A 26,759-nucleotide genomic window follows, 5' to 3' on the forward strand; every position below is an offset into this window, starting at 1 on the left:
ATCAGACGTCCTGTCATAGTATAGTCCGAAGCCGCTGCGTCAACGAATTTCTTGCATCCTCCTTGACAAGCAGGCACGCTTTCAGGCCAGTAAGTCACTGAAATGGCATCACCGGAGCGGAAACGGCCTTGACGACATCAGATAACATCACCGCCAAAGCGCCGGCTCGCAAAGGTCGCAACCTTGTCGAGACGGTCAGCCGACGCATTCGTGATGCGATCACCAGCGGCAATCTCAAGCCTGGCGACAAACTGCCGACCGAAAGCGGTCTGACGGAGCAGCACCAGGTCAGCCGCACAGTAATTCGCGAGGCGATCGCCTCCCTGCGCGCCGACAGCCTTGTTGAAGTTCGACATGGCGTGGGCGTTTTCGTGCTTCAGCCGCAGGACGGACTTCTGCAAGGCGGCCTGCGAAACGTCGATGCCGGGCGCGTATCCTCCATTATTGAAATGCTTGAAGTTCGCGCGGCGATAGAAATCGAAGCCGCCGGCCTTGCTGCCCTGCGCTCGTCGCCGGCCCAGCAGGAAACGATTTTCGAATGTCTTGAGGCGATCGAGCAGCAGATCGCTGCCGGAAACCCGACAGTCGAGAGTGACCGCGCTTTCCATCTTGCCATTGCCGACGCCACCAACAATCCCCGTTTTCGGGAGCTTCTTGAGGCAATCGGCAAGCAGATGATCCCGCGCTCCCTGTTGACCGAAGGCGACACGTCGCCTTCCCCCGCAGACTACATGGCGCAGATCCAGAAGGAGCACAGCGCCATTGCCCGTGCGATTGCGGAGAGCAACGATTCGGCCGCACGCGATGCCATGCGAACCCATCTGAAAGGCAGCCAGCAGCGCTACAGATCGCTGATCAGGCGCCCCTGAGGCTCAGGCAATATATTATCTCAATTGACAGTCATAATATCTCTTGTTAGCTTGCTGAAAATCGCAGCAACAGAGGTGCAGGATGTCTACGAACCCGAACGAACTCAAGAAGGCGCTTGGCGCAGGTCTTCTCTCCTTTCCGGTAACTCCGTTCGGCGCGGACGGCCTGTTCAACCGCAAGGCCTATGAGCAGCATGTCGGCTGGCTGGCCGGCTTCGACGCCACCGTCCTGTTTGCCGCCGGCGGCACCGGCGAGTTCTTCAATCTGGAACCTTCGGAAATTCCGGAAATCATCAAGGCCGCCAAGGCATCCGCCGGTTCGACACCGATCGTCGCTGGCTGCGGTTACGGCACGCGTATCGCCGTATCGATCGCCAAGTCTGCCGAAAAGGCCGGCGCCGATGGTATTCTTCTGCTGCCGCATTACCTGATGGATGCCAGCCAGGAAGGCCTCTACCAGCATATCAAGACCGTCTGCCAGTCCGTCGGCATCGGCGTCATGGTCTATAACCGCGACAATTCCATCCTCACGGCCGAAACACTCGCCCGCCTGTGCGATGCCTGCCCGAACCTCGTTGGTTTCAAGGATGGTTCCGGCGATATCGGCCTCGTTCGCAAGATCACCGCGAAGATGGGCGATCGCCTGACCTATCTCGGCGGCATGCCGACAGCCGAACTGTTTGCCGATGCCTATCTTGGTGCCGGCGTGACCACCTATTCCTCGGCGGTGTTCAACTTCGTACCGGGCCTTGCACAGGATTTCTACAAGGCGCTGCGCGCTGGTGATACGGCCACCACGAACAGGATCCTCATCGACTTCTTCTATCCATTCATGGAAATCCGCAACCGCCAGAAGGGTTACGCAGTGTCCGCAATCAAGGCAGGCGTTCGCCTGATGGGCTTCGATGCCGGCCCCGTGCGCGCACCGCTGACAGACCTGACTGCGGAAGAGGTGAAGATGCTCGAAGCGCTGTGCGAACCTTATCGCAACGCCGCGCCGAAATTGCAGGCAGCTGAGTAAAACCTGCGCCGATTTCGACGGACAAGGCCGGCAACGCATGCCGGCCTTGTCTGTTTTCACGCGCTGACATGCAGTTGTCAGATGTCTTCAATCTCGCCGCCATATTGTTCGTGCGACACCTTTTCCATCCAGTCGGCCGTATTGCCGTCAAACGCTTCCTGAATGGCGATATGGGTCAAGGCCGTATCGGGACCGGCCCCGTGCCAATGTTTTTCACCGGCTGGAAACCAGACCACATCGCCGGGGCGAATGGGCCGGATCGGCCCGCCCCATGTCTGGACAAGACCGGCACCGGACGTCACGACCAGTGTCTGTCCAAGCGGATGCGTATGCCATGCGGTGCGCGCGCCTGGCTCGAAGGTCACGCTCACGACTTGTACAGAACCCGGCGCTTCAGCCTTCGCCAGCGGGTCCTGGCGAACCTGACCGGTGAAATAATCCGCAGACGGCGTCAGAGACGGGCGAGCTTCGCTCCGTGTGATTTTCATGATGGAACTCCTTTAGCGGCAAACGTCCGCGCAGCGATTTGGTTTCGTCTCAAGCGACTTCTACGCTCGACAATCATCCACCGACACGCAGTTCCAGACAGGCCAGATCCAGCCAGCGCCCAAATTTCCTGCCGACTTCGGTAAAGGTGCCGACTGTGCGAAAACCCAGTGCTTCGTGGAGGCGGATCGACGCCGCGTTCTGGGCCTCGATACAGGCAACCATGACATGGATATCACCGCTCTGAGCGCGTTTGATCAGCGCTTCCATCAGCAATCGTCCCACACCATGGCCGCGCGCACCGCCATGAACATAAACCGAGTGTTCGACCGTGTGCAGAAAACCTTCAAAGGCCCGCCAGTCGCCATAGGAGGCGTACCCCATCACACGGCCATCGATCTCGGCCACGAGAACCGGAAAACGGCGTGCCATGCGCGCTGAAAACCAATCCTCTCGGTTCTTCAGGTCAACGACATTATCGTTCCAGATCGCCGTCGTGTTCAGTACGGCATCGTTGTAGATATCCATGATTGCGGGAAGATCGGCGGCGGTTGCGTCGCGGATGATGGGGGTCGAAGACATGAGCTATCCGTCTGAGAGGTGGTGGCCCATGTAAGAGGGGCAAGGCCCGACTGTCCAGCGTGCGGAACAGCCTTTACGCTCCCATTCCGGACAGACTGAAACAGGTCATCACCGCGGAATAATGGACTGCGGCAGCGGCAATCACGAAAGCATGCCAGATTGCCCTTTGGAATCGCAGCCGTTCCCAGACATGAAAGACGACGCCGAGCGAATAAATCATGCCGCCGGCAACAATCAGCCAGACGGTGACCGGTGGCAGATATTCCGAAATCGGCCCGGCGACCATCACACCGCTCCATCCCATGGCGAGATAGAGCAGGATTGCCAATCGATCATAGCGGCCGGGAAACACGCATTTCAGCACGATGCCACCGATCGCCACCAGCCAGATGGCAGCCAGCATGATGGCAATCATCGGCTCATGCGAACCGCGCTGCAGAAACGGCGTGTAGGTCGCGGCAATCAGCACGAAAATCGCGGAATGATCAAAACGGCGAAGTATCCATTTGGTGCGCGAGGTCGGCCAGATATTGTAGGTGAACGACACGGCGATACAGAGCACCAGGCCGAGACCATAAATCCATGCAGCAGCCAGTTCGCCATGGCTCGACCACAGCGTTGCGTAAAAGATCAGTGCCGTGACGCCGATAAGCGCGAATACCAGACCGACACCATGGACGATGCCATCGGCAACGATCTCTGCAAAATCATGTGCACGTCCAAAATCGAAAAGCTCGCTTATCGGTTTGGCAATCGCGTTGCCGAGCCTTTTGGTCTCGGCCGCGTCCGATAGACTGGTCATGGTCGCTCCATCTCTTTGACCGTCAGAATGACCAAGCGCATGCGGCAAGGCAATGGCTGCGTCGCATCTTCGGAATCACATTGCGTTGCACGCTGAAAGACGTTGCCCGCGCCTTCACCTGTCGATCAACACCGAACAGCGGGCATGGCGGACAACCCGGTCGGCTGTGGCGCCGATGAAGTAGTTGGAAACATCCGGCACATGCGAGGCAATCAGAATGAGGTCGGCTGCATTCTGCTCTGCCGATGCCAGTATTTCGCGCGCAGCGGCACCCTGACGGATTTCGATCTGCGCATTCACGCCGAGGCGCTCGCACAGCGCCGTCAATGTCTCATCGGCAGCCTTGCGGGCGGCAACGGTCAGATCGATAGGGTCTGCGACCGAAATATAGCTCGGCACGTCTTCAACCGCGTTGACCAGAACAAGAGCGCCGCCGGGCGCCACCATGCGCATCGCACGCCTCAAAATGCGCTCAGCCTTGTCCAACTGCGCCGTATCGATGGCGACGATAATTCTCTCGTACATGATTTCCCCCGGACGCCGCGGGTTCAGCACTGATGGCAGGCGATCCACGGCGATTGTCAACAACCAGCGAACGTTTAATCGCCAATAACTTACCTATCGTGAATGCCCAAAAACAAACATAAGCGATGGTGAAGAGGTGGCGGATCGCCACAGCGAGAGGATCGATGATGAGCAATACCCCCCTGCCCTTCGCCCTGACGCGGCCGGCCCATGTCAACCAGACCCATCTGGTGGTAACGGATCTGTCCACCGTGTCGAAATTTTATCAGGACGTCATCGGCCTCGCCTCGCTGGAGAAAACCGGAAGCGGCGAAGTGCTCGGTGTAGCCGGCGTGCCGCTTTTGACCCTCACTACAGGCAACGATGTCGTACGCGCGCCGCGAACGGCGGCGGGCCTGTTCCACACCGCATTCCTTGTGCCTGACCGTTCTGCTCTCGCAGCCTGGCTGGCGCATGCCGCCCATGCCGGCGTGCGTCTGGACGGCGCGTCCGACCATCTTGTCAGCGAGGCGATCTATCTCTCCGACCCGGAAGGCAACGGCATCGAGATTTACCGCGATCGCAAGCCCGACGAATGGACGATGTTGCCGGACGGAACGGTACAGATGGCGACCGAAGGACTGGATCTGCAGGCACTTTACGACAGCGCCGACAAGGGCAGATGGGCCGGCATGCAGGAAGGCACCGCCATCGGCCATATTCACCTGCAGGTCGGCAATGTGCCCGAGGCTGAAAAATTTTACCGCGACGTACTCGGCCTTAAGGTGATGGCGCGTTATCCGGGCGCGAGCTTCTTTGCCACCGGCGGTTACCACCATCACATCGCGGCCAATATCTGGAACAGCCGCGGCGCCGGCGCGCGCGCAGATAGCATGTCGGGCCTGTCGGATTACTCGCTTCGCTTCAACGACAAGGCAGCCTTGGAACAGGCGGTGGCATCGCTGGACAATCTGGAAATCGCCTCCGCCCGCACCGCCGAAGGCGTATCGCTGAAAGACCCTTGGGGGATAGGCCTGACACTGTCGGCGTGATCTGTTCCTGCTGATTGTCAGGCTGGCGGAACCGGATGCTTTTTGCCGCGTTAGTGGGCGTCAAGGGGAACCGGTGGAACATGGTCACGCTCAGCATCAAAAACAGCAGATACAGAAAACACAGCGCAGAGCCGCCGGTCCTGCGTGCCGATAACCTGTCGGACGATGCAGACGATCCGACAACGTTTGCGCCGCTGGGGCGCGAGGCTCTGGAGGTCGCGAGCTCCTGGGCGCTGATCGGCATTTTTCTGATCATCGGCTTTGCGGTCGTCAACCACATGTCGCTGATCCTCATTCCGGTGACTCTGGCTATCGTCGTCGGCATGATCCTCGGATTGGCGGCAGAAAAGCTCGGCCGCGCCGGCGTGCCGCGTTTCGGCATCGCCATCATCCTGTCCTCGTTGGTCGCCGCTGCGGTCTTCGCGCTCATCAATGCGCTGGCCGAACCGGTCACGACGCTGCTGGACGAAGGGCCGAATTTCGTCGAGCGTACGATCGACAAGCTGATGCCATTTCTCGAGCGCCAGCACTGGCTGAACATCAGCCCGGCCAGTTTCGAAACGGGGCCAATGTCGATGCAGTCGCTGATCGACAATAGCGGCAATATTCTGGGCGTCGTCACATCCAGCCTTACCCCCGCCATCGTGCAGGGACTGATCTTTTTTGCAGCACTTCTGCTGTTCCTGCTCGGCCGTCTGCGGCTGCGCCGCACCATCATCCTGGCTTTCCCGCACCGTCAGCAGCGGCTGGTCGCGATCCGCGTGATCAACTCGATCGAGGAAGTGCTGGGCTATTATTTCGCCACGGCAACGATGATCTATGCCGGTCTCGGCGTTTCGATGACGATCATTGCCTATGTCGGCGGTTTGGCGGCACCGATCCTGTGGGGTGTGTTTGCCTTCGTTTCCAGCTTCGTGCCCTTCCTCGGCATCACGCTGATGACGCTTTCGGTGGCTGTGGCGGGCATCATCACCCATGACTCGCTGCTTTGGGCGCTGGCTCCGGCGGCGGTGTTCTTCGCGGTCCACCTCGTGGTGGAAAATCTGGTTTTCCCGTCAGTGATGGGGCGGCAATGGGAAATCAATCCGTTCGTGGTGTTCATCGCCATCCTGTTCTGGACATGGATGTGGGGTGCGGTCGGCGCCATGCTGGCGCTACCGCTATCGCTGATCATGATGACGGTGATTTCCGAACTGTTCCCGGAACGCAAGACCGTGCCGCGCCTGCCGGCCTGATAAAATCACTATCACCCATCGGTTTGCGGAGCTGCCGGGCCTCTGGTCCGGGCGGTCTCGCGCGCCGCGTAGCGAAAGACCATATTGTGAGCGATAACAGTTTCGACTTCGAGGCAACCACGCAAACCGATCTGGTTACCGGTAAATCACCTTGGGGTGGGCATGCCACAAGCCCGGCGAGCACGCCGCTCACCGAGAGTTTTCGTACAGGCATCGCCATTATCGGCGGCGGCATTACCGGCTCGCTCGCCGCCGAACACCTGACCGCGCTCGGGCATCAGGTGACGATCATCGATCGCGAACCGGCAGGTCTTGGCAGCACCGCCGCAAGCACCGCCATGCTGCAATGGGGGATCGACGCCCCACTTGCCGAACTCACACGTTATTACGGTTTCGAGCGCTCGGCCGATATCTATCGCCGCAGCCTTTCCGCCGTCGCGGGTCTCAGCGCACTGGTCGAACGTCACGCGCTGCCTTGCCATTTTGCTGCGCGCCAGACGCTCTATCTCGCGGCCGACGAGGTGAATTCCGCCACGCTACTGGAGGAACATGGCCTGCGACAACGGGCAGGCCTGCCCGGAACGTTTCTCGACTACACCACGCTGCGCCGCGAATTCGGTTTTGACCGTGAGGCTGCCATCCATTCCGAAGGGTCAGCCGAGGCCGATCCCTTGCTCATGTCATGGTCATTGCTCAATCTGGCGGTATCGCGTGGTGCCGGATTGATCGAAGCATCCGCAACCGGGTTTTCGGAAGAAGGCGGCCGCGTGGTGATCGCCACCGACGGCCCGTATGTGATCGAGGCCGATCATGTCGTGCTGGCCAGCGGTTACGTGATGCCGCAGTTCGTGATGCCGAAACTGCATTCGTCGGCATCGAGTTTCGCGCTGGCCACCGTGCCACAGGACCCTGCAAAACTGTGGCGGGATCGGGCCTTGGTTTGGGAGGCCTCGGAAAGCTACCATTACCTGCGCGTCACCGCAGACAACCGCATCATCATCGGCGGAGAGGATGACGAGATCGCCGATCCGGACAAACGCGATGCCATGCTTGCCGACAAAGTGGCACGGCTATGGGAAACACTGGGGCGAATGTGGCCGGATATCGATCGCCGCGTATCACATACATGGTGCGGTACGTTTGGTGAAACTTCGGATGGGCTGCCACTGATCGGGCTGGTGCCCGGCACGAAGAAGATTTTTGCAGCCTATGGATATGGCGGCAATGGCATCACCTTCTCCTACATGGCATCGCGCATGATCGCCTCGATGATCGGCGGGCAAAGGCAGGCGTGGTTCGAGGCCTTTGCCCTTGACCGGGATGACCCGACCGACAAGGGTTGACGCTCAATCGTAGAGATAGAGACGATCCCATTCACTGCGCGGGATTTTTTCGCCGATCTTGTAGTCAAACGAAACGATGCCGAGCCCCTCGTCGCCGGTACGACATTTGAACTTCAGCTTGTACCAGTCGCCTGCGCTGCGAAAGACGGCACCCGGCGCGCGGATATCGTCACCCTTTTCAATGATATCGGCACGGCTATAGGCGATGACCTTGTCGGGCCGAAACCCCTCGCCTGCCTTGGCAATACGCGACATCGCCTCGATATCGCATCTCTGCTCGCGCCGCTCCTGCGGATCGAGCGCATTCAGTTGCCGTGCGATGCTGCTGTCGATGGCGTGCGCGGGTGCAATGGAGGCGGTGCTGGCTGCGATAACGGCTGCCGCCAGGAAAACTACGGTCTTCAACAATATCCCCATAGATCTGACTCGGACGGCGGCAAAACTAGAAGATGGATCAGAAATTGACCACCTATCATGACGCGAAACAGAATGATGTGAACAGATTGAGGTTCCCCCTTCAAAACCACGGCAACAGGTTTGACGTTCACATGTTGATGCGACGCTCGTATGCGAGTGCGAATTCAAGCGTCGCCCTGTCGGCGCGGGGTGGGCCAACGAACTGGACGCCTGTCGGAAGCCCGCCGGCGCCGAACCCGGCTGGCATGGCCGCAACAGGAAGCCCCGCCATTGTCGGACCGATGACAACCTCCATCCAGCGATGATAGGTGTCCATGCTGCGCCCGGCAATCTCGGTCGGCCACGGCAAATCGACGTCGAACGGGAATACCTGCGTGGATGGCATGACGAGGAAATCGTAACGTTCGAACAGCGCAAGCATATATTTGTACCAGCGCGTTCTGACGACGGAAGCGGCGTGAATATCCGCCGCAGTTTTACCCAGTGCCAGATCGAACTCGAACAGATATTGCGGATTGAGCAAAGCCCGCTTGTCCGGCTGATCATAAAATGCCCGCATGCCGTGGCTCACGTTGAAGCTGCGAAGCGTCAGCCACGCCTCCCACAGGGCCGGCAGGTCGAACTCCGGCGCGACGTCCTCGACCTCGCAGCCGATATCGGCAAGCACCGTCAGTGCGCTGCGCGCCGTATCGAGCACGCCATCCTCGAACGGCAGGTAGCCGCCGAAATCACCGAACCAACCGATCCGCATGCCCTCGGTCGCCGCGGGACCGCGCAGAGCGAGATCCTCGTTGGCGAGGCTCAACGGGTCACGCCGATCGTAACCGGCCTGGGTGGACAGGAGCAATGCGGTGTCGCTCACGGTCTTGCCCATGGGGCCGGCGATCCCGAGCTGGCCAAGGAAAAGATCCGCAGCCTTATCGCTTGGCACCCGGCCGAAACTCGGCCGAAAACCGACAACATTGTTGAAGGCGGCCGGATTGCGCAGCGACCCCATCATGTCGGAGCCATCGGCGACGGGCAGAAGCCGGGCGGCAAGGGCTGCCGCAGCACCGCCCGAGGATCCGCCTGCGGATTTGGTCAGGTCATGCGGGTTTCGTGTCGGGCCGTGAACGGGGTTTCTGGTATGCGAGCCGAGGCCGAATTCCGGTGTATTGGTCTTGCCGATAAAGATCGCCCCCGCACCACGAACCCGTTCCACATGGATGGTGTCCGCCGCGGAGACGTAGTCCGGGAATAGCGGCGAGCCGAAGGAACAGGGCATGCCCTTCACCTCTGCCAGATCCTTGATGGCCTGCGGAAAGCCATGCATCCAGCCTCGGCTATGCCCATCCGCCAGTTCGATATCGGCAGCTTTCGATTCCGCCAGAAGCTCCGGCTCTGGACGCAGATATATGATGGCATTGATATCGGGATTGAGGCGGCCGATACGGTCGAGATAGGCTTCCATCACCTCGACGCAGGATAGTTTGCGATCATGAATTGCGGTGGACAGATCCGCTGCGGAAAGATCCGTGATTTCATTGGTCAAAGATGGCACTCCAGTTCCGCGTCGAGACGCGGCTACGCCTCAACGCTTCCACGCAGGGAAAATTGAACAATCGGGATGAACCGCGACGGCAGGCAACCGCAGCAACGTGGCTGCTGTTAGGCCGCCAGGCGACGCTCGACGATCCGGGCAAGCAGGCTTGCACCCACCGGAAGGATACCGTCATCGAGAACGAAGCCGGGATTGTGCACCGGAACATTGCCCGCATGCCCGACCGTGCAGTAAGCGCCCGGCACCTTGAACAGCATGTCCGCGAAATCTTCGCTCCCCATTATCGGGCCGGTCTTGATGTAGACATTGTCGTCGCCGACAACATCGCGCGCGGCATCGGCAAAGCCGTCGACGAGCTCTTCGGTATTTACCAACACATCGAAGACGTTGCGGATATCGGTTTCGATCTCGACACCGAAGCTGGTGGCAATACCGGCTGCGATCTCCCGCATGCGATCCCTGATCTGCTCGTTCACCTCGCGGTCGAGATAGCGGACAGTCCCTGATATCGTCGCCTCTTCCGGTATGACATTGTATGCGGAGCCGGCATGGATCTGCGTGACCGAGAGCACCGCAGACTTGAGCGGCGAGACATTTCGCGACACCACCGACTGCAGGGCCGAAACAAGCTGTGTGGCGACGATGATCGGATCCTTGGAAAACTCGGGGCGCGCGCCGTGGCTGCCCACTCCCTTGATGCGGAAATCGAAGAAGTCCGCACCCGCCATCGCTGTGCCCGGCTTGATACCGATACGATACGGTTCGTCATCCGGTGCGTTGTGAAGACCATAGATTTCATCGCAGGGGAAGCGGTCGAAAAGACCGTCGGCGATCATCGCCCGTGCGCCGCCACACCCTTCCTCGCCCGGCTGGAAAATGAAAACGGCCGTGCCGGCGAAGTCGCGCGTTTCGGCAAGATAGCGCGCAGCCCCCAGCAACATGGTCGTATGGCCATCATGGCCGCAGCCGTGGAAGCGGTTCGGAGTGCGCGAGGCATAACCGAGATTGGTGCGCTCCTCCATCGGCAGGGCGTCCATATCCGCACGCAGGCCGATGGTCCGGCCCTCTCCCCTTGCACCCTTGAGAACGCCGACAACGCCCGTCTTGCCGATACCGCGATGGACTTCGATCCCCCACTCACCAAGCTTTTCGGCAACGATGCCGGAGGTACGGACTTCTTCAAATCCGATTTCAGGATACTGATGAAAGTCGCGACGGGTTGCCGTCAGCTCGTCTTTCCAGCCGGCAATCTTGTCCATGATAGGCATTTTAAGATCCTCGATTTTTCATAAAGCGAAATGTTTCAGGCAAATGTGCTGCCAAGTGGTGCAAGGCGAATGCCAGGGCGCAACTTCGTCCAGGGCAGCGACGCAGGGCTGACGGCCATCGGTCCGGGTGCCGCGCAGACAATAATGGTCTCGGCGATCGGTTCGAAATCTGCGCGGAAGTGAACGGAACTCTTGTTGACGAGAATGGCTTCCTTCTCCGGTTCAATACCGAGATAACGGAAAAGCCCCCGATCGGCCATTTGCACCTTTTGCGAGGCCACCGCGACACGCACGCCGCCGATGCGCAGGCAGGCCGAAGGCCCCAGATGCATGGGCGCATTGCCGTAAAACGGGCCTGAGACGCGGGTATTGCCATCGGAAATGGCCTCGACCACGAAATCCGCCTCGTAAGGTTCATCCCCGGCAATGCCGGACTGTCCGCCCAAGGCCAGGCGAATGGTTGCGCCAACACCGGCCGCCTGTGCGGCAAGGGCTGCGGCGGGATCGTAAAACAGGCCGAGCGACGCGTTTTGGGCATCGTTGTCGATCAGCGCCCGCAGCATGCCTGTCGTGTTGGAATCGCCGCCGGCGCCCGGATTGTCCTGCGTGTCGGAAATCACTACGGGCTTCTTTGCCATAGCCGCGATCCGCATCGCCTCCCTCACGCCCTCGTCCGGGGTAAAGACCTTTCCGGCGAATGCGGGTTCATTGAGATCGACCAGAGCCTTGATCTCGTCGGCTGCCGCATCTGCTGCCGATTGTGTTTTGCCATAGGCGAGAACGGACGCGCCACAGGCCGCGATATCCGCGGCGGGAAAGCCGAAGAAGAACGAAGTCGACGCCATGTCCCCAAGCTTTTCCAGTGCTTCCACCAGCGAATAAACCGATTTTGCCGGCTCCATCGTGGTGCATTGCCAGGAGATGGGAATGAGGTAATCGATCTGACGGTAGGCTTTTGCAAAGCGCTCGCCGCTCATCAGCCTGTCGAGCAATTCTGCAGCCCGTCTGCCGGTATCTGCCATATCGACATGGGGATAGGTGCGGTAGCCGACCAGCATGTCGGCATCCTTCATCGACTGTTCGGTGATGTTTCCGTGCAGGTCGAGACAAACGGAAATGGGAATGTCGTAACCGATCGCCTGCCGGATACGCGCCAGAAGTTCGCCCTCCCCGTCATCCACATGTTCGGCGACCATGGCCCCGTGCAGATCGAGAAAGATGCCGTCGAGCGGCAGGCTGGCCACGATGCTATCGACGATTTCGCTGGAGATACGTTCGAAGGCATCCTGCGTGACATGGGCTGAGGGGACTGCGCTGGCACGCAGGATCGGCACGATCTCCCAGCCAGCCATGCGCGCATGGTTCAGCGCACCTTCCGTGCCCGTATTCGCTCCCTCGACAGCGGCGATAATCTCCTGCCCTCGGGACATTGGCCGATGACCGGAGCCTCCGACAAAGGTCGCATAGTCGGCCTTGGTCGGTGCGAACGTATTTGTCTCATGGATGAAACCGGCGAAAGCAACGCGTGGCGATGTCATGTAGGCAATTCCCCCGATATCATGCGGCTGTCGGCTCAAGCGGCCGGAAATTGGCGAAATCCCAATGTCGGCCCGGAGCGGCGTCGATAAGCTGGCGTGTGTAGGCGTGCGAAGGATTGCTCAGCACTTCATGGCCCGTTGCATATTCGACGATCCGCCCCTTTTGCATGACGATGACATCGTCGCATATCTGCGCCGCGACGCGCAGGTCATGTGTGATGAACAGAATTGCGATCCCGAATTTTTCCTGCATATCGGACAGAAGATCGAGGACCTGGGCCTGAACGGAAACGTCCAGTGCCGAGACAGCCTCATCGGCAACCAGCACTTTCGGGTTCATGGCCACCGCCCGCGCAATCGCGATACGCTGCCTTTGCCCGCCGGAAAACTGATGCGGATAGCGATTGACGGCATCATCCGGCAGACCAACGATCTGTAGCAATTCCCTTGCCCGCCTGAATGCTTCGGCCTTCGACACACCATAGTTCATCGGCCCCTCGGCAATGCTGTCGCCAACGGTGATGCGTGGATTGAGGGATCGGTAGGGGTCCTGAAAGACCATCTGGATATGCTGGCGGTGGGGCTGGATCGCCCGTCGGGAAAAGTCGGCGATCTCTTGGCCCCCCACACGAATTGAACCGGAGGTCGGGTCGATGAGCCGCATGACGCAGCGCGCCACGGTCGACTTGCCGGAACCGGACTCCCCGACAATGCCAAGGGTACGGCCTTTTTTCAGGGTGAATGACACGTCCGTTGCGGCTCTGGTGCCGGCCTCGAATTTGCCGAACCATCCCTTCTTGCCATAGACCTTTTCCAGTTCCGAGGCGGAAAGAACCACCTCGGTCGATCCCTGTTGCCGGGGCGCTCTCGGGACAAGGCTCGGCACAGACGACAGAAGCTTGCGCGTATAGTCTTTTTGGGGATTGGTCAGGATCGCCTCGATAGGGCCGCTTTCCACGACATCTCCGCGGTTCATGACATAAACCGTGTCGGCGATCTCCGCCACGACGCCCATGTCATGGGTGATGAACAGGACGGCAGTGCCCTGTTTCTCCTGAAGTTCGTCGATCAGCTTGAGGATCTGCTTCTGGGTGGTGACATCGAGCGCGGTTGTCGGTTCGTCGGCGATCAACAGTTTCGGCTTCAAGATCAGCGCCATGGCAATCATGATGCGCTGCCGTTGGCCACCCGACAGCTGATGTGGATAAGAACCGAAAATGCGGTCGACATCCGGCAGATGCACTTCGCGCATCATCTCCAGCACAGCCTGTTTCTGCTCTGTCGCCGAAAGCCGGGTGTGCTCCTGCAGGACTTCGCATATCTGCTGGCCGACGGTTAGCACCGGGTTGAGGGCGGTCATCGGCTCCTGAAAAATCATCGCGATGCTTTTCGATCGAAGCGCACGCATGCGGCTGGCATCCGCCTTCAGCAGATCCTCGCCTTCGAACAGGATTTCACCAGCTCTCGGATCAAGCGATTGTCGCGGCAGCAATCCCATTGTTGCCAGCGACGTCACCGATTTGCCGGAACCGGATTCGCCGACAAGGCAGACCGTTTCTCCGGCACGGATGGTGATGGCAATGCCGTTCAGGACCGGAGCCGTGTCTTCGTCACCGGTGAGGCCGACGACAAGATTTTTGACCTCGAGAACGGCTGCCGCATGGCTCGCATCGAATGAATGATTGGTCATTTCGCGGCCTCTCTCTTTTTCATCCGGGGATCGAGAAGATCACGCGCGGTATCGCCCAGAAGATTGATGGACAGGATGCAAAGCGAAAGCGCCAGACCCGGCCAGAAGATCATCTGCGGGGCAATCTGGAAATAGGCGCGACCCTCCGCCATGATGTTTCCCCAGGTCGGCGTTTCGGTGGAGACACCGGCGCCGAGGAAGGACAGGATCGCCTCCGTGAGGATGGCCGAGGCGCAGACATAGGTTCCCTGCACGATCAACGGCGCGAGCGTGTTTGGCATCAGATGCCGCCACAGGATTTTAGGCAGACTGGATCCGGCAGCGATCGCCGCCTCGACATAGGGTTCTTCACGCGCCGTCAGCACCACCGACCGGACGAGGCGAACCACGCGCGGAACCTCCGGCACGGTGATCGCGAACATCACCGTCCAGATACTGGCACCGGTCAACGAGACGACCGCGATGGCCAGCAGCAGACTGGGGATCGCCATCAACGCATCCATGATACGCATCACGATCGCGTCGAGAACACGGAAAAAACCGGAAACGAGGCCGATTGCCAATCCGATGCCGACGGAAATAACGGTGGAGCCGACGCCGATGAACAGCGAAATCCGCGCACCATAGAGAACCCGCGAGTAGAGGTCGCGACCGTAAGCGTCCGTACCAAGCAGATAGGCATCACTCGAGGGTTTCAGCCGTGACGATGGCGTCATGGCCAGCGGATCATGCGAACTCAGCCATGGCGCAAGAAGTGCAACGATGACGGCAATAACCAGAATGGCAAGCGCCAGGCCGGGGACAAGAAAAGATCTGCGGTGCCGACCTTTCGACCGGAACATGGGCAGACGCATCGCGGCGCCAAAGAATGTAGACTGAGCCATCAGTACCGGATCCTTGGGTCGAAGAATGAATAGGAAAGGTCGATAAGCAGGTTGACCAGCACATAGATGCCGCTGGTCAGCAGGATCATGCCCTGAATGACGGGGTAATCACGCGCCAGGATCGCATCGACGGTCAGTCGGCCGATGCCGGGAATGTTGAATATGCTTTCGGTGACGACGACGCCGGTGATCAGAAGCGCGAAACCGGTGCCGATAATCGTCAGGACGGGAACGGCGGCGTTGCGCAGTGCGTGGCGAAACAGAACGGTTTTTTCCCGCAGCCCCTTCGCCCGCGCTGTCCGCACGTAATCTTCTCCCAGCACTTCAAGAACGGCGGCTCGGGTCATTCTCGCGATGAGCGCGATGTAGATCGACGCGAGTGTCACGGCAGGAAGAACCGCGCGTTCCAGAAACGGCCCGATCCCTCGCGTGATGCTGCGAAATCCCTGCACCGGAAACCATTTGAGGTCGATCGCGAAAATCTGGATGAGAATGTAACCGACGACGAAGACGGGCACCGAAAAACCGACGACCGAGATCGTCATGACGGTGTAATCGACCCATGTGCCGTGCCGCCACGCGGCGATGACACCGAGCGGAACCGCGATGGCCACCGACAGAACGATGGTCAGTAGCGCAAGGCTGATCGTCGGCTCTATATGCTGACCGATCATCTTGGCGACCGGTGTATTGGATATCAGCGAGGTCCCGAGATCACCCTGAACAAGCAGCCAGAACCACGAGAAGAACTGGACAATGATCGGCTTGTCGAGGCCGAGCGATGCGCGGATGCGCTCCAATTGATCCGGGGTGGCCATGTCCCCGGCGATGATGGCGGCGGGATCGCCGGGTGTCAGGCGCAGCAGGAGAAACACGAAAACGGCAACAGTGACGAGTACGGGCACAGCCGCCAGTATCCGCCGGAAAGTATAGGCCAGCATGAGCATCCTCACGTCGGTTTGCGTCAGGGATTGGGTCGGCCGCACCGGGCTTGGTGCCGCCGACCCGTCTGTGCGTTATTCCTCGGTTTTCTCGATATTCCAGAAGACCGGCACGGGTGCATCAAGGAGACCGGTCACCACGTTGCGCCAAACCGATGGCACGTTGTACTGACCAAGAGGAATGTAGCTCACCTCGTCCAGGGCGTGCGCCTGCAGCTCACCGGCGGCGGCCTTCTGCTCATCCGGTGTCTTGGCTGCCAGATATTTGGCGCGCAGCTCTTCCAGTTTCGGGTCGGTCGGCCAGCCGAAGAAGCCATTCTTGCCGCGCCCGTTGAGCATCGGATTGTTGAGCGGCGTCATGATCTCCGGCACGATCCAGTTGGTGAAGAACATGTTCCAGCCGCCCTCGGCCACAGGCTTCTGCGAGGCACGGCGGGTCACCACGGTCTGCCAATCCATCGGCTGAAGCTCGACATTGAAGCCTGCGGCGCGCAAGGCATTGGCGGCGACCACCGGCTGCGCCTTTGTCGTCGTCACGTCGGTCGGCTGAAGAATGACGACCGGCGTGCCATCGTAACCGGCCTCCTTCAACAAGGCTTTGGCGCCTTCCACATCCCCCGAACCGGTCAGCGTCTCGGAACCTGCTGTGGATTCGAATGGCGTGCCACAACCGAAAAGCGAGCCGCAGATCGTGTAATAAGCCGGATTGCCAATAAAGGCGTCGAGAACGTCCTTCTGGTTCATCGCCTTCAGCGCCGCCTGGCGGATCTTCTTGTTGTCGAAGGGCGGATAGAGGAAATTCATGCGGCCCATGGTCTGTCCACCAAGCGGGCTCAGTTTTCTGACGGTCAGTTCGTCATTGCCTTCCACCAGCGGCAGGAGATCGATCGGCGGCGCTTCCAGATAGTCGATTTCGCCCGACTGGATGGCATTCATCGCCGTTTGCGGATCCGGCATGGCGGTCCATTCGACACGATCGACCTTGACGACCTTACCGCCAGCCAGCCAGCTCGGCGCCTCCGAACGGGGAACGTAGTCGGCAAATTTCTCGTAAACGGATTTGACGCCCGGCTGATATTCTTCCGTTACGAACTTGAAGGGGCCGGAGCCGATGAATTCAGTGATGGCGGTATCGGCCGGGGTCGCAGCAATGCGCTTTGGCATCATGAAAGGCACGACCGAGGATGGTTTTGCCAGCGTCTCCGGCAAATAGGCGAAGGTTTCCTTCAGCTTGAAGGTAAACTCTTTTTCGCCGTTTGCCGTCAGGCTTTCGAGCTTGTCGAAAAGCACCTGTCCGGACGTGTCGCGTTTGCCCCAACGCTGAACCGAAGCGATGCAATCCTCGGCGGTGACGGGGGTGCCGTCATGCCATTTCAATCCGTCGCGAAGGGTAAATGTGTAGGTCAAGCCATCGTCGGAAACGGTGTAGCTTGCCATCTGCGGCTGCACCTTGAAGTCCGCATCAAATGCCAGAAGCGTGTCATAGATCATGTAGCCGTGATTGCGCACGATATGCGCCGTCGTGATGATCGGATCGAGAATTCGAAGGCCCGAATGCGGCACCACAACCAGTGTTTCGGCAGAAACAGCGGAAGCGAAGCCGCAGACACCTGTCGAAAACGTAAGAAAGGCGGCGGCCAGCACACCTTTAAGCAGAGAGGGTTTCGTGGTCTTGGTCGTCTGCATTTCAGCTGTTCCCTTATTTTTGATTGAACTTGAAATGGGCATGCAGGATCACCGCCCGCATCGACGCTTGCGGGCGTAATTCGTTAAATGAACAGATGGATTTTCGCCCAAAGACCGGACATCGAGCGGCATTGACGGAAGCCCGAAAGCCCCGACCCGGATGAACGTCGATGTGTGCGATCAAGTCAGCGCGCCCAGGAATCGACAACTGGATTCCAGGCGCACTCGCCCCAGCACCGTCTACCGACGGCGATTACCAAAATAGTGCTTCACGGCGTCCCCTTATGATTATTACCGCAATGCGATTGCTATTCTTGATATGCGATTATAAAGACCGCGAAATGCTTGTCAAAATTTTTCGTCGCAACGCAGCATTTTTTTGAGGAACGGATGTCCGAAACTACAGATCACCGTGCGCGGATTGCCTCCATCGGCAAGGCCTTTACGGTGCTTTCGCTGTTTGGCCCGGAGACACCCGAGCTGCGGATCACGGATATAGCATCGCGCGCGGAGATGACGCGGTCCAGCGCCCAGAGGCTCGTTCACACACTGTTGAAAAGCGGGTGGCTGCGCCGGGATACTTCCGGAACGCTGCTGTCGCTGACCCACCGCGCCGTGGATCCGGCATTCGTCTACCTGTCATCGAACCAACTCCTCGAGCTGGTCTTGCCATTTGCGGTGGAACTCAATGCGCGAACGGCACTGAGCTGCGATCTTTGGCTCCGCGATGGCAATGACATGATCACACTGGCGCGAATTCCCTCCCCGGCATCATCGCTTGCACTCGCCCCCGTGGGAAGCCGCATCGGCCTTGCAGGCTCAGCACCCGGTCGCGCCCTGCTGTCGGCATTGACGGATGAGCAACTCAAACAGACCCTGCCGTTCGTCACGTCAGCGACGGGGGAAGATTATCCGCATTTTCTGAGCAAGCTCGCCGCAGAACGGAAGGCCGGTTATGCCTTCGATCCCGAAGGTGGAAGCAGCAACGGAAATACGATCGCAGCTTCGTTTTGTGGTGCGAACGGCGAGCCGATCGGCGCACTGACGCTCTCCGGTCTTCGGGATGAAACCGCAGCACAGGAGACAGCCACTCTGCTGCGCGACGCGATCGGTAACATCAACGCGACACGCATTGCCCCGATCACCCGGCCAACGACGATCGATCCCGGTTCGCGGGTCATACGGCCGCTGGAGATCGAAGACGACCCGCTGGAGATCGCCGCAGTCAGCAAGAGCATTCATCTCCTGCAGTTTTTCTATCCCGACACGCCTCTGCTGACACTGACGGAGCTTTCCAGGCGAACGGGCTTCCCTGTGCCAACGGTGCAGAGGATCACCGATACGCTGATCGAACTCGGCTACCTTGCGAAATACGAGCCCAAGCGCGCATACCATATCGCGATCCGGTCACTCGATCTTCTCAATCGATTTCAGATGACAAATGATCTTGTTCGTTCCGTCTGGCCAAGGTTGATCCGGTTCCGCGAGGAATGCGGGTTGAGATGTTCGTTCTGCATCCTCGACGGCACCGAGATCGTGCACCTTCTTCACGTACAAAGCAGACCGGATCCCGACTATCGAACAGTGTATCCCGGCCGACGTTTCCTTGCGGCATCATCTTCGGGGGGAAGGGCAATGTTGTCATGGCTGCCGGAAGAGGAAACCCGCGGCATTCTGGCAAACAGCACTATCGAGGCCTTCACGGCACACACGGTAACCGACAAGGACGCCATTTTCGCGGATATCCGAAGCGCCAGTGCCAGAGGTATTGCATTTACCGATCGACAGTCCGTGCGTGACGAGCTGAATGTTGCAGCCGCTGTCCGTGGGCCTGACGGGCGCCCACTTGGCGCAATCGTCGTATCGGCGCCAGCGCGGACGTGGACGATAGACAGGCTGGAGAAGGACGTGGTTCCCTCATTGCTGTCCCACAGCAGAAGTGGCCTGATGTATTGAGGGATATCCGGCGATTACCGATCCGGATGCCATGCACCGCCTGGGAGGCGGGGACAGATTTCAGACTAAGGTCAATGCATCCCTGAGGCCGCGACCTTCCCGATGCTGCAGGTCGAGATCCGCCTCGATGTGGTCGATGTGGTGCACCATCAAGGCAGCGGCACGATCGGCATCACCTTTTTCCAGGGCATCGAGCACCGCCGTATGTTCCGAATGACCACAGCTGGAAGCGCCGGAACGTCCATAAAGAGCAATGACCAGCGATGACCGCGCCACCAGTTCATCCATGAATTTTTCGAGGATGACGTTTCCCGCTGCAGATGCCAGCATCAGATGAAAATCGCCGGACGCCTTGATTTCAGCGCGACGCGCTGTCGGGCCGCGCTCATTCATATGGCGCGCTTCCTCATCCAGTTGCGCGCGGAACCTGGCGATATCGGCAGGCGTGATCCGTTCGATCGCCGCCGCGACAATCCCCGGCTCTATGAGCCTGCGGGATGCAAAGATCTGACGCGCTTCTTCCGGTGAAGGATTGGAAACGAAGGCGCCGCGGTTGCGCTCGGTCTTAACCAGCCCTTCGAAGGTGAGCATCTGCAGCGCGGCACGGGCCACGGTACGGCTTACATCGAACAGCGAGCCGACTTCCGCTTCCGACAGTTTTGTGCCGGGCGCAAGCCGCCGGTCGATGATGGCGTTGCGCAAAGCCTCGCGGATAGCCAGGGAGCGATCCTCCATACCGGCATCGGCAGAGATTGCAGTGTTCTCGAGCAGGGTCATAGGCGTTTATCCGGCATGGCCTCTTCTAACCCGCCTCCCCTTGCCTGCATAGTGTGATGTTTCGCAATCCCACCTCGACATTGCATACAATTTGACCACAAGATCGAAAACCATCGCCGCAAATTTGCTCATGCTCGGCGACTGACCCTGCTCATCTTCGAAAACTCCCTTTCGTTTCAGCGGTAAAACGAACTGGCACGGCCCCTGCATGGATAAATTGTCGCAGGAGAATGCCTATGAGCAAAGCCGCCGAAATAGACATCGTATCCGTCTCCAAGATCTATGGCGCCACCACGGCGGTCCATGAGATCAGTTTGAAGATACCGGCCGGAACCTATTGCTGCCTGCTCGGCCCATCCGGTTGCGGCAAGACCTCGACGCTGCGGATGATCGCCGGCCACGAGACGATCTCGACCGGCGATATCCGGCTCGGCAACACCGTCGTCACCGACTTATCCCCGGCAAGACGCGGCACGGCCATGATGTTCCAGTCCTACGCGCTGTTCCCGCATCTCGACCTGATCGACAATGTCGCCTTCTCGCTGAAGATGAAGGGCGTGCCGAAGGAAGAGCGCCGCAGCAAGGCGATGGAGATGCTGCGACTGATGCAGCTCGAAGCCTATGCGACGCGTCGTCCGGCCCAGCTTTCCGGCGGCCAGCAGCAGCGTGTGGCGCTGGCCCGCGCATTGATCACCGATCCGGAAGCGCTGTTGCTCGATGAGCCGCTTTCGGCGCTCGATCCGTTCCTGAAGATCCGCATGCGTGCGGAACTCAAAAAGCTGCAGACCTCGCTCGGCATCACTTTCGTGCATGTGACGCACAGCCAGGAAGAAGCAATGGCGCTGGCTGATATCATCGTCATCATGAATGACGGGCGCATCGAACAGGCCGCCCATCCGCGCACCGTGTTCGAACGCCCGGCAACGGCCTTCGTCGCAAAGTTCATGGGCGATCACAACGTAATCTCGGGCCGCGTCACCACCAGCACCAGCGATGACCTGATGATCTCGGTGCCGGCCGGCGGCGATTTTCTGGCCACGGGCCAGGGTAGCGCGGGCCTGAGCGAGATGGCGGATATCGCAATCCGCACGGACCGCGTGCGCGTTGGCCCGTCCTCGGAAAAAGGGCTGGGTTTCACCGGCTCGGTGTCCAATGTCGAATATCGCGGCGCTTCGGTGAAGCTTACCGTCAACGGCGCCGGTGTGGAGGATTTCACCGCCATCCTCAGCGACAAGGACTATTTCGCCAGCCCGGTGAAGGTTGGCGACGCCATTCCGCTGACCTGGGAGCGTGAGGATGCGCTCGTGCTGGGCCGGCTGAAGCACTGAAAGACAACAATAAACCTCAAGAGGAGAACTGACATGACCGAGACCAAGAAGACAGCCAAAGGCATTTCGCGCCGCTCGTTGCTGAAAACCGCGTCGGCTGCGGCGGGTCTTGCCGCCGGCTCGGGCGCCATCACCGGCTTCCCGACCATCTGGGCACAGAACCCGATCACGTTGCGCCAGTTCGGCACCGGCGTGTCGAACCTCAATGCGATCGCCGAAAAGTGCAAGGCCGACCTCGGCATCACGCTGGAAATGACCGCAACGGATTCAGATGCCGCCGCACAGCGCGCCGTCACCCAGCCGAAATCCTATGATATCGCCGATATCGAGTACTGGATCCTGAAGAAGGTCTATGCGGCCAATGTCATCCAGCCGATGGATGTGAAGAAGCTGAAATATTACGACAAGGTCGTGCCGTTGTTCAAGAACGGCAAGCTGAAGCCGGACAGCGTGATCGCGCAGGGCACCGCGCCGCACACGGTCGGCTTCGTCGGCAAGCCGGGCGACAAGACGTTCGCCAAGGAAGAGACCCAGTGGTTCACGATGATGCCGACGATCTACAATGCCGATACGCTCGGCATTCGTCCGGATCTCGTCGGCCGCGAGATCACCACCTGGGCCGATATCATGGACCCGAAATTCAAGGGCAAGACCTCGATCCTCAACATCCCGTCGATCGGCATCATGGATGCCGCGATGATCATGGAAGCGCTCGGCAACATCAAATATGCCGACAAGGGTAACATGACCAAGGAAGAGATCGACAAGACGATCGACTTCCTGATCAAGGCCAAGCAGGACGGCCAGTTCCGTGCGTTCTGGAAGTCGTTCGACGAGTCGGTCAACCTGATGTCGTCCGGCGAAGTCATCATCCAGTCGATGTGGTCGCCGGCCGTCGCCGCCGTCCGTTCCAAGGGCATCGCCTGCAAATACCAGCCGCTCAAGGAAGGTTATCGCTCGTGGGGCGGTGGTCTCGGTCTTGCAGCCCACCTGACCGGTGCACAGCTCGATGCCGCCTATGAATATATCAACTGGTACACGTCGGGCTGGGTCGGCGCCTATCTCAACCGCCAGGGCTATTATTCCGCCTGCATGGAAACCGCCAAGGAACACATGTCGGCCGACGAATGGGGCTACTGGATCGAAGGCAAGGCTGCGGCCGGCGACATCGTCGCGCCGGATGGCAAGGTCATGGAAAAGGCCGGCGCTATCCGTGATGGCGGCTCCTTCGAGGAGCGCATGGGCCATGTCGCATGCTGGAACTCGGTGATGGACGAAGACCGCTACATGGTTCGCCGCTGGAACGAGTTCATCGCGGCTTAAGGGAAAACCCCTCCCCACCCTCCCCACAAGGGGGAGGGCTTAACCCTGCCTGACCGCCGAACCTCACTTGAGGCAAAGCGAATGCCGCGGATTTTCTCCCCCCTTGTGGGGGAGATGGCCGGCAGGCCAGAGGGACCAAAAGCGAAGCCTTCCCGCGAGGAAAGGTTCAGATGCTCACGGGAGACGATGCAATGGCCACGATCACATCATCAGAAACCGGAAAAGTCGGACGTGTGCGAAACAGCGGCTTTCGCCTGCCGCTTGCCGTCATCTCCTATCTGCAGGCCATTCCGCTCACCCTGATCCTCGGCTTTTTCCTGCTCCTGCCGATCCTCATGATCACGGTCGTCAGCTTCTGGGACTATGATTTTGCCCAGATGTATCCGGATTTCCTGACGATGAACTACGAGGAAACCCTGGGTTCATGGGTGACCTGGAAAACCTATCTCAACACGCTGAAATTCGCCGTGCTGGTCTGGGCGATCACGCTCGTCATCGGCTTCTGGGTCGCCTATTTTCTGGCCTTCCATATCCGCACGACATCGATGCAGATGGTGCTGTTTCTCGTCTGCACCGTGCCCTTCCTGACATCCAATATCATCCGCATGATCTCGTGGATCCCGGTACTGGGGCGCAACGGCCTGATCAATTCGGCGCTGGTCAATTCCGGGCTGATTTCCAATCCGATAGAATGGCTGCTCTATTCGGATTTTGCGGTCGTGCTAGCCATGGTGCATCTCTACACGCTGTTCATGGTAACGCCGATCTTCAACACCCTGATGCGCATAGACAAATCACTGGTGGAAGCGGCGCGGGATGCCGGCGCATCCAGCTGGCAGATCCTCACCAATGTCATCATTCCGCTCGCTAAACCCGGCATGGCGATCGGCACGATCTTTGTCGTGACGCTGGTCATGGCCGATTTTTCGACGGTGCAGGTCATGTCCGGCGGGCAGAGTGCATCCGTAGCGCTGATGATGAAGAACCAGATGTCGCTGTTGCAATATCCGGCCGCAGCCGCAAACGCCGTGGTGCTGCTGGCACTGGTCCTCACGATGGTGGCGGGCATCCTGCGCGTCGTCGATATCCGCAAGGAGCTTTGAGATGCACCGCGAACCCCGCTCCCGCGAATTCTATCTTCTCGCGATCTTCTTCGCCGTCTTCGTGCTGTTCCTTTACGGGCCGCTTTCGGCAGTGCTGATCCTTTCCTTCCAGGGACCGAATGGCGGCCTCACCTTCCCGCTCAATGGCGTGTCCTTGCGCTGGTTCGCCAATCTGTTCGAAACGCAGGCAGTGGGCGACTTCGGCGGCTCGTTCAGGCGATCCGCCATGCTCGGCATCATGGTCATGCTGGTGACCGTCGCCGTCTCTCTGCTGGCGGGGCTTGCCTTCCGCCGCGGCTTTATCGGCGCAACAGCACTTTTCTATCTAGCGGTCGCCAGCCTCGTCGTGCCGTCGATCATCGTGTCCTTGGGCATCGGTGTGCTGTTCAACCAGCTTGGCCTGCAACCCGCCTGGTATTCCTCCGGTTTCGGCGCGCATCTGACATGGACCCTGCCTTTCGGCGTGCTGATCATGTTTGCCGTGTTCAACCGCTTCTCTCCGGCTTACGAGGAAGCGGCGCGCGACCTTGGCGCCTCGTCGTGGCAGACGTTTTCCAATGTCGTGCTGCCGATGATCGCGCCGAGCCTGATCGGCGTCGGCCTGTTCGGCTTCACGCTATCCTATGACGAATTCGCCCGCACACTGATGACATCCGGCTCGTTCAATACGCTGCCGCTCGAAATCTACGGCATGACCACCAATGTGACGACGCCGGTGCTCTATGCGCTCGGCACGGTAACGACCGTCTTTTCCTTCCTCGTGATCGCCGGCACGCTGGGGCTGATCGTCCACCTCAACCGCCGCCGCCTGAAATCGTAAAGCCAGACCATGCGCATCCTCGTCATCAATCCCAACACCACCGCCAGCATGACGGCAACGATTGCCGACTCGGCGCGCCGCGTCGCCGCTGCCGGCACCGAGATCGTTGCGGTCACATCGTCCATGGGCCCCGTCTCCATCGAAGGGTATTACGATGAGGTCTTTGCCATTCCAGGCCTCCTGAAGGCGATCGCCGAGGGCGAGAAGACCGGCATCGACGCCGTCGTGATTGCCTGTTTTGATGATACCGGGCTCGACGCCGCACGGGCGCTGGCAAATGTGCCGGTGATCGGCATCTGCGAAGCGGCAGTGTCTGCCACCGCGTTCATTGCGCAAAAATTCACTGTGGTGACAACGATGGAGCGTTCACGGTTGCCGCTCGAACATCTGGTGCATCGTTACGGCATGTCGTCGCGCTGCAAGGTCAGGGCCGCCGATATTCCTGTCCTTTCGCTCGAAGACCCGAACTCGAATGCCCGGGAGCGGCTGCGCAGCGAAATTGCGCTTGCCCTGAAAGAGGACCGGGCGGAGGCAATCGTGCTCGGCTGCGCCGGCATGGCGGATTTGACGGCAGAGTTGAGAGCAGAATTCGGCGTACCGGTGGTGGATGGCGTTGCCGCAGCGGTCAAGCAGGCGGAATCCCTCGTGACGATGGGGCTGACAACCGCCAAACGAGGCGCATATGCCACGCCGATCTCAAAACCTTATCAAGGGCTGATGGAAGCTTTCGAACCCGGAAGGCTAACGGAGGCATGACGACACCGATGATCCGCCCGCTTGATGCTCAGGAAGTGGGAAAACTGCTCGAATGGGCCGCAGATGAGGGCTGGAACCCCGGTCTCGCAGACGCACCGGCCTTCCTCGCCGCGGACCCCGAGGGTTTTCTGGGCTGTTTCATAGCCGATGAAATGGTCGCCGGGGTTTCCGCCGTGCGGTATGACAGCGATTTCGGGTTCATCGGGCTGTATATTACGCACCCGGATTTTCGCGGAAAAGGTTTTGGCCGGCGCGTCTGGGATGCAGGCATGGCGCATCTGGCGGGTCGAACGATCGGTCTGGATGGCGTGCCGCAACAACAATCCAACTATCGAACCATGGGTTTCTTACCCGCCTATGAAACATTTCGCTGGAGCGGACGCGTTCAGGGTGCTCATTCCGAGGACGTTGTTCGGGTTGGCGAAGATCTGCTCCCGCCCATTGTCGCTTACGACCGTCGCTTCTTCCCCGCCGGCCGGCAGACATTTCTGGCCGAATGGCTGAAACCGCCGAGAATAACCTTCGCCATACTGCGCAATGGCGCGATCAATGGTTTTGCGGTGTTGCGCAGATGTCAGGAAGGTTTTAAAATCGGGCCGCTTTTCGCCGAGAATTCGGCCGATGCCGAAAGCCTATTGGTCGTCTGCTCCGCGCAGGCGGGCGATGAAATGCTGCATATAGACGTTCCCGGCGCACAGCAGACATTCGCCGGTTTTCTGAAAAATCACGCCTTCACCAGAGGCTTTGTGACATCGCGCATGTATCGTGGTGCCCCGCCAGTGCTGGACGACCGAGGCGTATTCGGCATCACCACGCTGGAACTCGGCTAGTTTGCTTT

Annotated in this window: 25 protein-coding genes; 12 read left to right on the plus strand and 13 right to left on the minus strand. The window is 59.5% G+C overall.

Annotated features, from left to right (window positions below; translation table 11 throughout):
• Positions 1-128 precede the first annotated feature (128 nt).
• Positions 129-869 (plus strand): FadR/GntR family transcriptional regulator, encoded by a 741-nt coding sequence (locus EDF70_RS13115; protein WP_132273990.1) that lies wholly within the window; start codon positions 129-131, stop codon positions 867-869.
• An 82-nt stretch (positions 870-951) separates the two neighbouring features.
• Positions 952-1,890, plus strand: a complete 939-nt coding sequence (gene kdgD / locus EDF70_RS13120) for a 5-dehydro-4-deoxyglucarate dehydratase (RefSeq protein WP_132273993.1) — start codon at positions 952-954, stop codon at positions 1,888-1,890.
• Positions 1,891-1,967: 77 nt separating this feature from the next.
• Here the strand turns inward: kdgD and EDF70_RS13125 are convergent, their stop codons facing one another.
• From EDF70_RS13125 to EDF70_RS13140, 4 genes are all read right to left on the minus strand, one after another.
• Entirely contained in the window at positions 1,968-2,378 is a 411-nt protein-coding gene (locus EDF70_RS13125; protein ID WP_132273995.1) for a cupin domain-containing protein, read from the minus strand.
• 73 nt (positions 2,379-2,451) lie between these two features.
• Positions 2,452-2,958 carry a GNAT family N-acetyltransferase gene (locus tag EDF70_RS13130; protein WP_132273998.1) on the minus strand — a complete coding sequence of 169 codons (507 nt, stop codon included), beginning with the start codon at positions 2,956-2,958 and terminating at the stop codon, positions 2,452-2,454.
• 73 nt (positions 2,959-3,031) lie between these two features.
• Positions 3,032-3,700, minus strand: a complete 669-nt coding sequence (locus tag EDF70_RS13135; protein ID WP_165932048.1) for a hemolysin III family protein — start codon at positions 3,698-3,700, stop codon at positions 3,032-3,034.
• Between the two features lie 174 nt (positions 3,701-3,874).
• On the minus strand, positions 3,875-4,285 hold the full coding sequence (locus EDF70_RS13140) for a universal stress protein (RefSeq protein WP_132274003.1): 411 nt from the start codon (positions 4,283-4,285) through the stop codon (positions 3,875-3,877).
• A gap of 167 nt (positions 4,286-4,452) precedes the next feature.
• On the opposite strand from EDF70_RS13140, the gene EDF70_RS13145 reads away from it, so the two are divergent.
• The 3 genes from EDF70_RS13145 (at position 4,453) to EDF70_RS13155 (ending at position 7,894) form a co-directional block, all read left to right on the plus strand.
• Positions 4,453-5,316, plus strand: a complete 864-nt coding sequence (locus EDF70_RS13145) for a VOC family protein (RefSeq protein ID WP_132274005.1) — start codon at positions 4,453-4,455, stop codon at positions 5,314-5,316.
• Between the two features lie 80 nt (positions 5,317-5,396).
• On the plus strand, positions 5,397-6,551 hold the full coding sequence (locus EDF70_RS13150; protein ID WP_132274008.1) for an AI-2E family transporter: 1,155 nt from the start codon (positions 5,397-5,399) through the stop codon (positions 6,549-6,551).
• Positions 6,552-6,637: 86 nt separating this feature from the next.
• On the plus strand, positions 6,638-7,894 hold the full coding sequence (locus EDF70_RS13155; protein WP_245519161.1) for an FAD-dependent oxidoreductase: 1,257 nt from the start codon (positions 6,638-6,640) through the stop codon (positions 7,892-7,894).
• A gap of 3 nt (positions 7,895-7,897) precedes the next feature.
• On the opposite strand, the gene EDF70_RS13160 is transcribed toward EDF70_RS13155, so the two are convergent.
• The 8 genes from EDF70_RS13160 to EDF70_RS13195 form a co-directional block, all read right to left on the minus strand.
• Complete coding sequence (locus tag EDF70_RS13160) at positions 7,898-8,302, minus strand: DUF930 domain-containing protein (RefSeq protein ID WP_245519199.1); 405 nt, start codon at positions 8,300-8,302, stop codon at positions 7,898-7,900.
• A 136-nt stretch (positions 8,303-8,438) separates the two neighbouring features.
• On the minus strand, positions 8,439-9,842 hold the full coding sequence (locus EDF70_RS13165; protein ID WP_132274013.1) for an amidase: 1,404 nt from the start codon (positions 9,840-9,842) through the stop codon (positions 8,439-8,441).
• A gap of 116 nt (positions 9,843-9,958) precedes the next feature.
• Entirely contained in the window at positions 9,959-11,119 is a 1,161-nt protein-coding gene (locus EDF70_RS13170; RefSeq protein ID WP_132274016.1) for a M20 aminoacylase family protein, read from the minus strand.
• A gap of 35 nt (positions 11,120-11,154) precedes the next feature.
• Positions 11,155-12,657, minus strand: coding sequence for a M81 family metallopeptidase (locus tag EDF70_RS13175; protein ID WP_132274019.1), 1,503 nt, complete (start codon positions 12,655-12,657; stop codon positions 11,155-11,157).
• 19 nt (positions 12,658-12,676) lie between these two features.
• Complete coding sequence (locus EDF70_RS13180) at positions 12,677-14,347, minus strand: ABC transporter ATP-binding protein (protein ID WP_132274022.1); 1,671 nt, start codon at positions 14,345-14,347, stop codon at positions 12,677-12,679.
• Positions 14,344-15,189, minus strand: coding sequence for an ABC transporter permease (locus tag EDF70_RS13185; RefSeq protein WP_245519200.1), 846 nt, complete (start codon positions 15,187-15,189; stop codon positions 14,344-14,346). The genes EDF70_RS13180 and EDF70_RS13185 overlap by 4 nt, the downstream gene beginning before the upstream one ends.
• A 41-nt stretch (positions 15,190-15,230) precedes the next feature.
• Positions 15,231-16,172: an ABC transporter permease gene (locus EDF70_RS13190; RefSeq protein WP_132274027.1), complete on the minus strand. Its 942-nt coding sequence runs from the start codon at positions 16,170-16,172 to the stop codon at positions 15,231-15,233.
• A gap of 75 nt (positions 16,173-16,247) precedes the next feature.
• Complete coding sequence (locus EDF70_RS13195; protein ID WP_132274030.1) at positions 16,248-17,858, minus strand: ABC transporter substrate-binding protein; 1,611 nt, start codon at positions 17,856-17,858, stop codon at positions 16,248-16,250.
• A gap of 390 nt (positions 17,859-18,248) precedes the next feature.
• On the opposite strand from EDF70_RS13195, the gene EDF70_RS13200 reads away from it, so the two are divergent.
• A complete protein-coding gene (locus tag EDF70_RS13200; RefSeq protein ID WP_132274033.1) occupies positions 18,249-19,814 on the plus strand; it encodes an IclR family transcriptional regulator in 1,566 nt (521 codons plus the stop codon).
• A gap of 60 nt (positions 19,815-19,874) precedes the next feature.
• Here EDF70_RS13200 and EDF70_RS13205 read toward each other — a convergent pair whose 3' ends face one another.
• On the minus strand, positions 19,875-20,591 hold the full coding sequence (locus EDF70_RS13205) for a GntR family transcriptional regulator (protein WP_132274036.1): 717 nt from the start codon (positions 20,589-20,591) through the stop codon (positions 19,875-19,877).
• A 236-nt stretch (positions 20,592-20,827) separates the two neighbouring features.
• Here EDF70_RS13205 and EDF70_RS13210 point away from each other — a divergent pair, with 236 nt between their 5' ends.
• The 6 genes from EDF70_RS13210 to EDF70_RS13235 all read left to right on the plus strand — a co-directional run bounded on the left by EDF70_RS13210 (position 20,828) and on the right by EDF70_RS13235 (position 26,751).
• Complete coding sequence (locus tag EDF70_RS13210; RefSeq protein WP_132274039.1) at positions 20,828-21,919, plus strand: ABC transporter ATP-binding protein; 1,092 nt, start codon at positions 20,828-20,830, stop codon at positions 21,917-21,919.
• Positions 21,920-21,952: 33 nt separating this feature from the next.
• On the plus strand, positions 21,953-23,242 hold the full coding sequence (locus EDF70_RS13215; protein ID WP_132274042.1) for a PotD/PotF family extracellular solute-binding protein: 1,290 nt from the start codon (positions 21,953-21,955) through the stop codon (positions 23,240-23,242).
• 191 nt (positions 23,243-23,433) lie between these two features.
• Positions 23,434-24,345: an ABC transporter permease gene (locus EDF70_RS13220; protein WP_132274044.1), complete on the plus strand. Its 912-nt coding sequence runs from the start codon at positions 23,434-23,436 to the stop codon at positions 24,343-24,345.
• Position 24,346: 1 nt separating this feature from the next.
• Positions 24,347-25,165, plus strand: coding sequence for an ABC transporter permease (locus EDF70_RS13225; protein WP_132274047.1), 819 nt, complete (start codon positions 24,347-24,349; stop codon positions 25,163-25,165).
• Positions 25,166-25,174: 9 nt separating this feature from the next.
• Positions 25,175-25,921 (plus strand): aspartate/glutamate racemase family protein, encoded by a 747-nt coding sequence (locus EDF70_RS13230; RefSeq protein WP_132274050.1) that lies wholly within the window; start codon positions 25,175-25,177, stop codon positions 25,919-25,921.
• The gene (locus EDF70_RS13235; RefSeq protein ID WP_132274053.1) at positions 25,918-26,751 is read left to right on the plus strand and encodes a GNAT family N-acetyltransferase; all 834 of its coding nucleotides are present in this window, start codon (positions 25,918-25,920) and stop codon (positions 26,749-26,751) included. The genes EDF70_RS13230 and EDF70_RS13235 overlap by 4 nt, the downstream gene beginning before the upstream one ends.
• Positions 26,752-26,759: the final 8 nt, after the last annotated feature.

Source organism: Neorhizobium sp. JUb45, from assembly GCF_004343585.1.
GTDB lineage: Bacteria > Pseudomonadota > Alphaproteobacteria > Rhizobiales > Rhizobiaceae > Neorhizobium.

What these genes read in the sequence shown, in the direction of transcription:
- kdgD (WP_132273993.1), top strand. Translation starts at nt 952, where the DNA reads ATGTCTACGAACCCGAACGAACTCAAGAAGGCGCTTGGCGCAGGTCTT.
- EDF70_RS13125 (WP_132273995.1), bottom strand. Translation starts at nt 2,378, where the DNA reads ATGAAAATCACACGGAGCGAAGCTCGCCCGTCTCTGACGCCGTCTGCG.
- EDF70_RS13130 (WP_132273998.1), bottom strand. Translation starts at nt 2,958, where the DNA reads ATGTCTTCGACCCCCATCATCCGCGACGCAACCGCCGCCGATCTTCCC.
- EDF70_RS13140 (WP_132274003.1), bottom strand. Translation starts at nt 4,285, where the DNA reads ATGTACGAGAGAATTATCGTCGCCATCGATACGGCGCAGTTGGACAAG.
- EDF70_RS13145 (WP_132274005.1), top strand. Translation starts at nt 4,453, where the DNA reads ATGAGCAATACCCCCCTGCCCTTCGCCCTGACGCGGCCGGCCCATGTC.
- EDF70_RS13150 (WP_132274008.1), top strand. Translation starts at nt 5,397, where the DNA reads ATGGTCACGCTCAGCATCAAAAACAGCAGATACAGAAAACACAGCGCA.
- EDF70_RS13170 (WP_132274016.1), bottom strand. Translation starts at nt 11,119, where the DNA reads ATGCCTATCATGGACAAGATTGCCGGCTGGAAAGACGAGCTGACGGCA.
- EDF70_RS13175 (WP_132274019.1), bottom strand. Translation starts at nt 12,657, where the DNA reads ATGACATCGCCACGCGTTGCTTTCGCCGGTTTCATCCATGAGACAAAT.
- EDF70_RS13180 (WP_132274022.1), bottom strand. Translation starts at nt 14,347, where the DNA reads ATGACCAATCATTCATTCGATGCGAGCCATGCGGCAGCCGTTCTCGAG.
- EDF70_RS13185 (WP_245519200.1), bottom strand. Translation starts at nt 15,189, where the DNA reads ATGTTCCGGTCGAAAGGTCGGCACCGCAGATCTTTTCTTGTCCCCGGC.
- EDF70_RS13190 (WP_132274027.1), bottom strand. Translation starts at nt 16,172, where the DNA reads ATGCTGGCCTATACTTTCCGGCGGATACTGGCGGCTGTGCCCGTACTC.
- EDF70_RS13195 (WP_132274030.1), bottom strand. Translation starts at nt 17,858, where the DNA reads ATGCAGACGACCAAGACCACGAAACCCTCTCTGCTTAAAGGTGTGCTG.
- EDF70_RS13200 (WP_132274033.1), top strand. Translation starts at nt 18,249, where the DNA reads ATGTCCGAAACTACAGATCACCGTGCGCGGATTGCCTCCATCGGCAAG.
- EDF70_RS13205 (WP_132274036.1), bottom strand. Translation starts at nt 20,591, where the DNA reads ATGACCCTGCTCGAGAACACTGCAATCTCTGCCGATGCCGGTATGGAG.
- EDF70_RS13210 (WP_132274039.1), top strand. Translation starts at nt 20,828, where the DNA reads ATGAGCAAAGCCGCCGAAATAGACATCGTATCCGTCTCCAAGATCTAT.
- EDF70_RS13215 (WP_132274042.1), top strand. Translation starts at nt 21,953, where the DNA reads ATGACCGAGACCAAGAAGACAGCCAAAGGCATTTCGCGCCGCTCGTTG.
- EDF70_RS13220 (WP_132274044.1), top strand. Translation starts at nt 23,434, where the DNA reads ATGGCCACGATCACATCATCAGAAACCGGAAAAGTCGGACGTGTGCGA.
- EDF70_RS13225 (WP_132274047.1), top strand. Translation starts at nt 24,347, where the DNA reads ATGCACCGCGAACCCCGCTCCCGCGAATTCTATCTTCTCGCGATCTTC.
- EDF70_RS13230 (WP_132274050.1), top strand. Translation starts at nt 25,175, where the DNA reads ATGCGCATCCTCGTCATCAATCCCAACACCACCGCCAGCATGACGGCA.
- EDF70_RS13235 (WP_132274053.1), top strand. Translation starts at nt 25,918, where the DNA reads ATGACGACACCGATGATCCGCCCGCTTGATGCTCAGGAAGTGGGAAAA.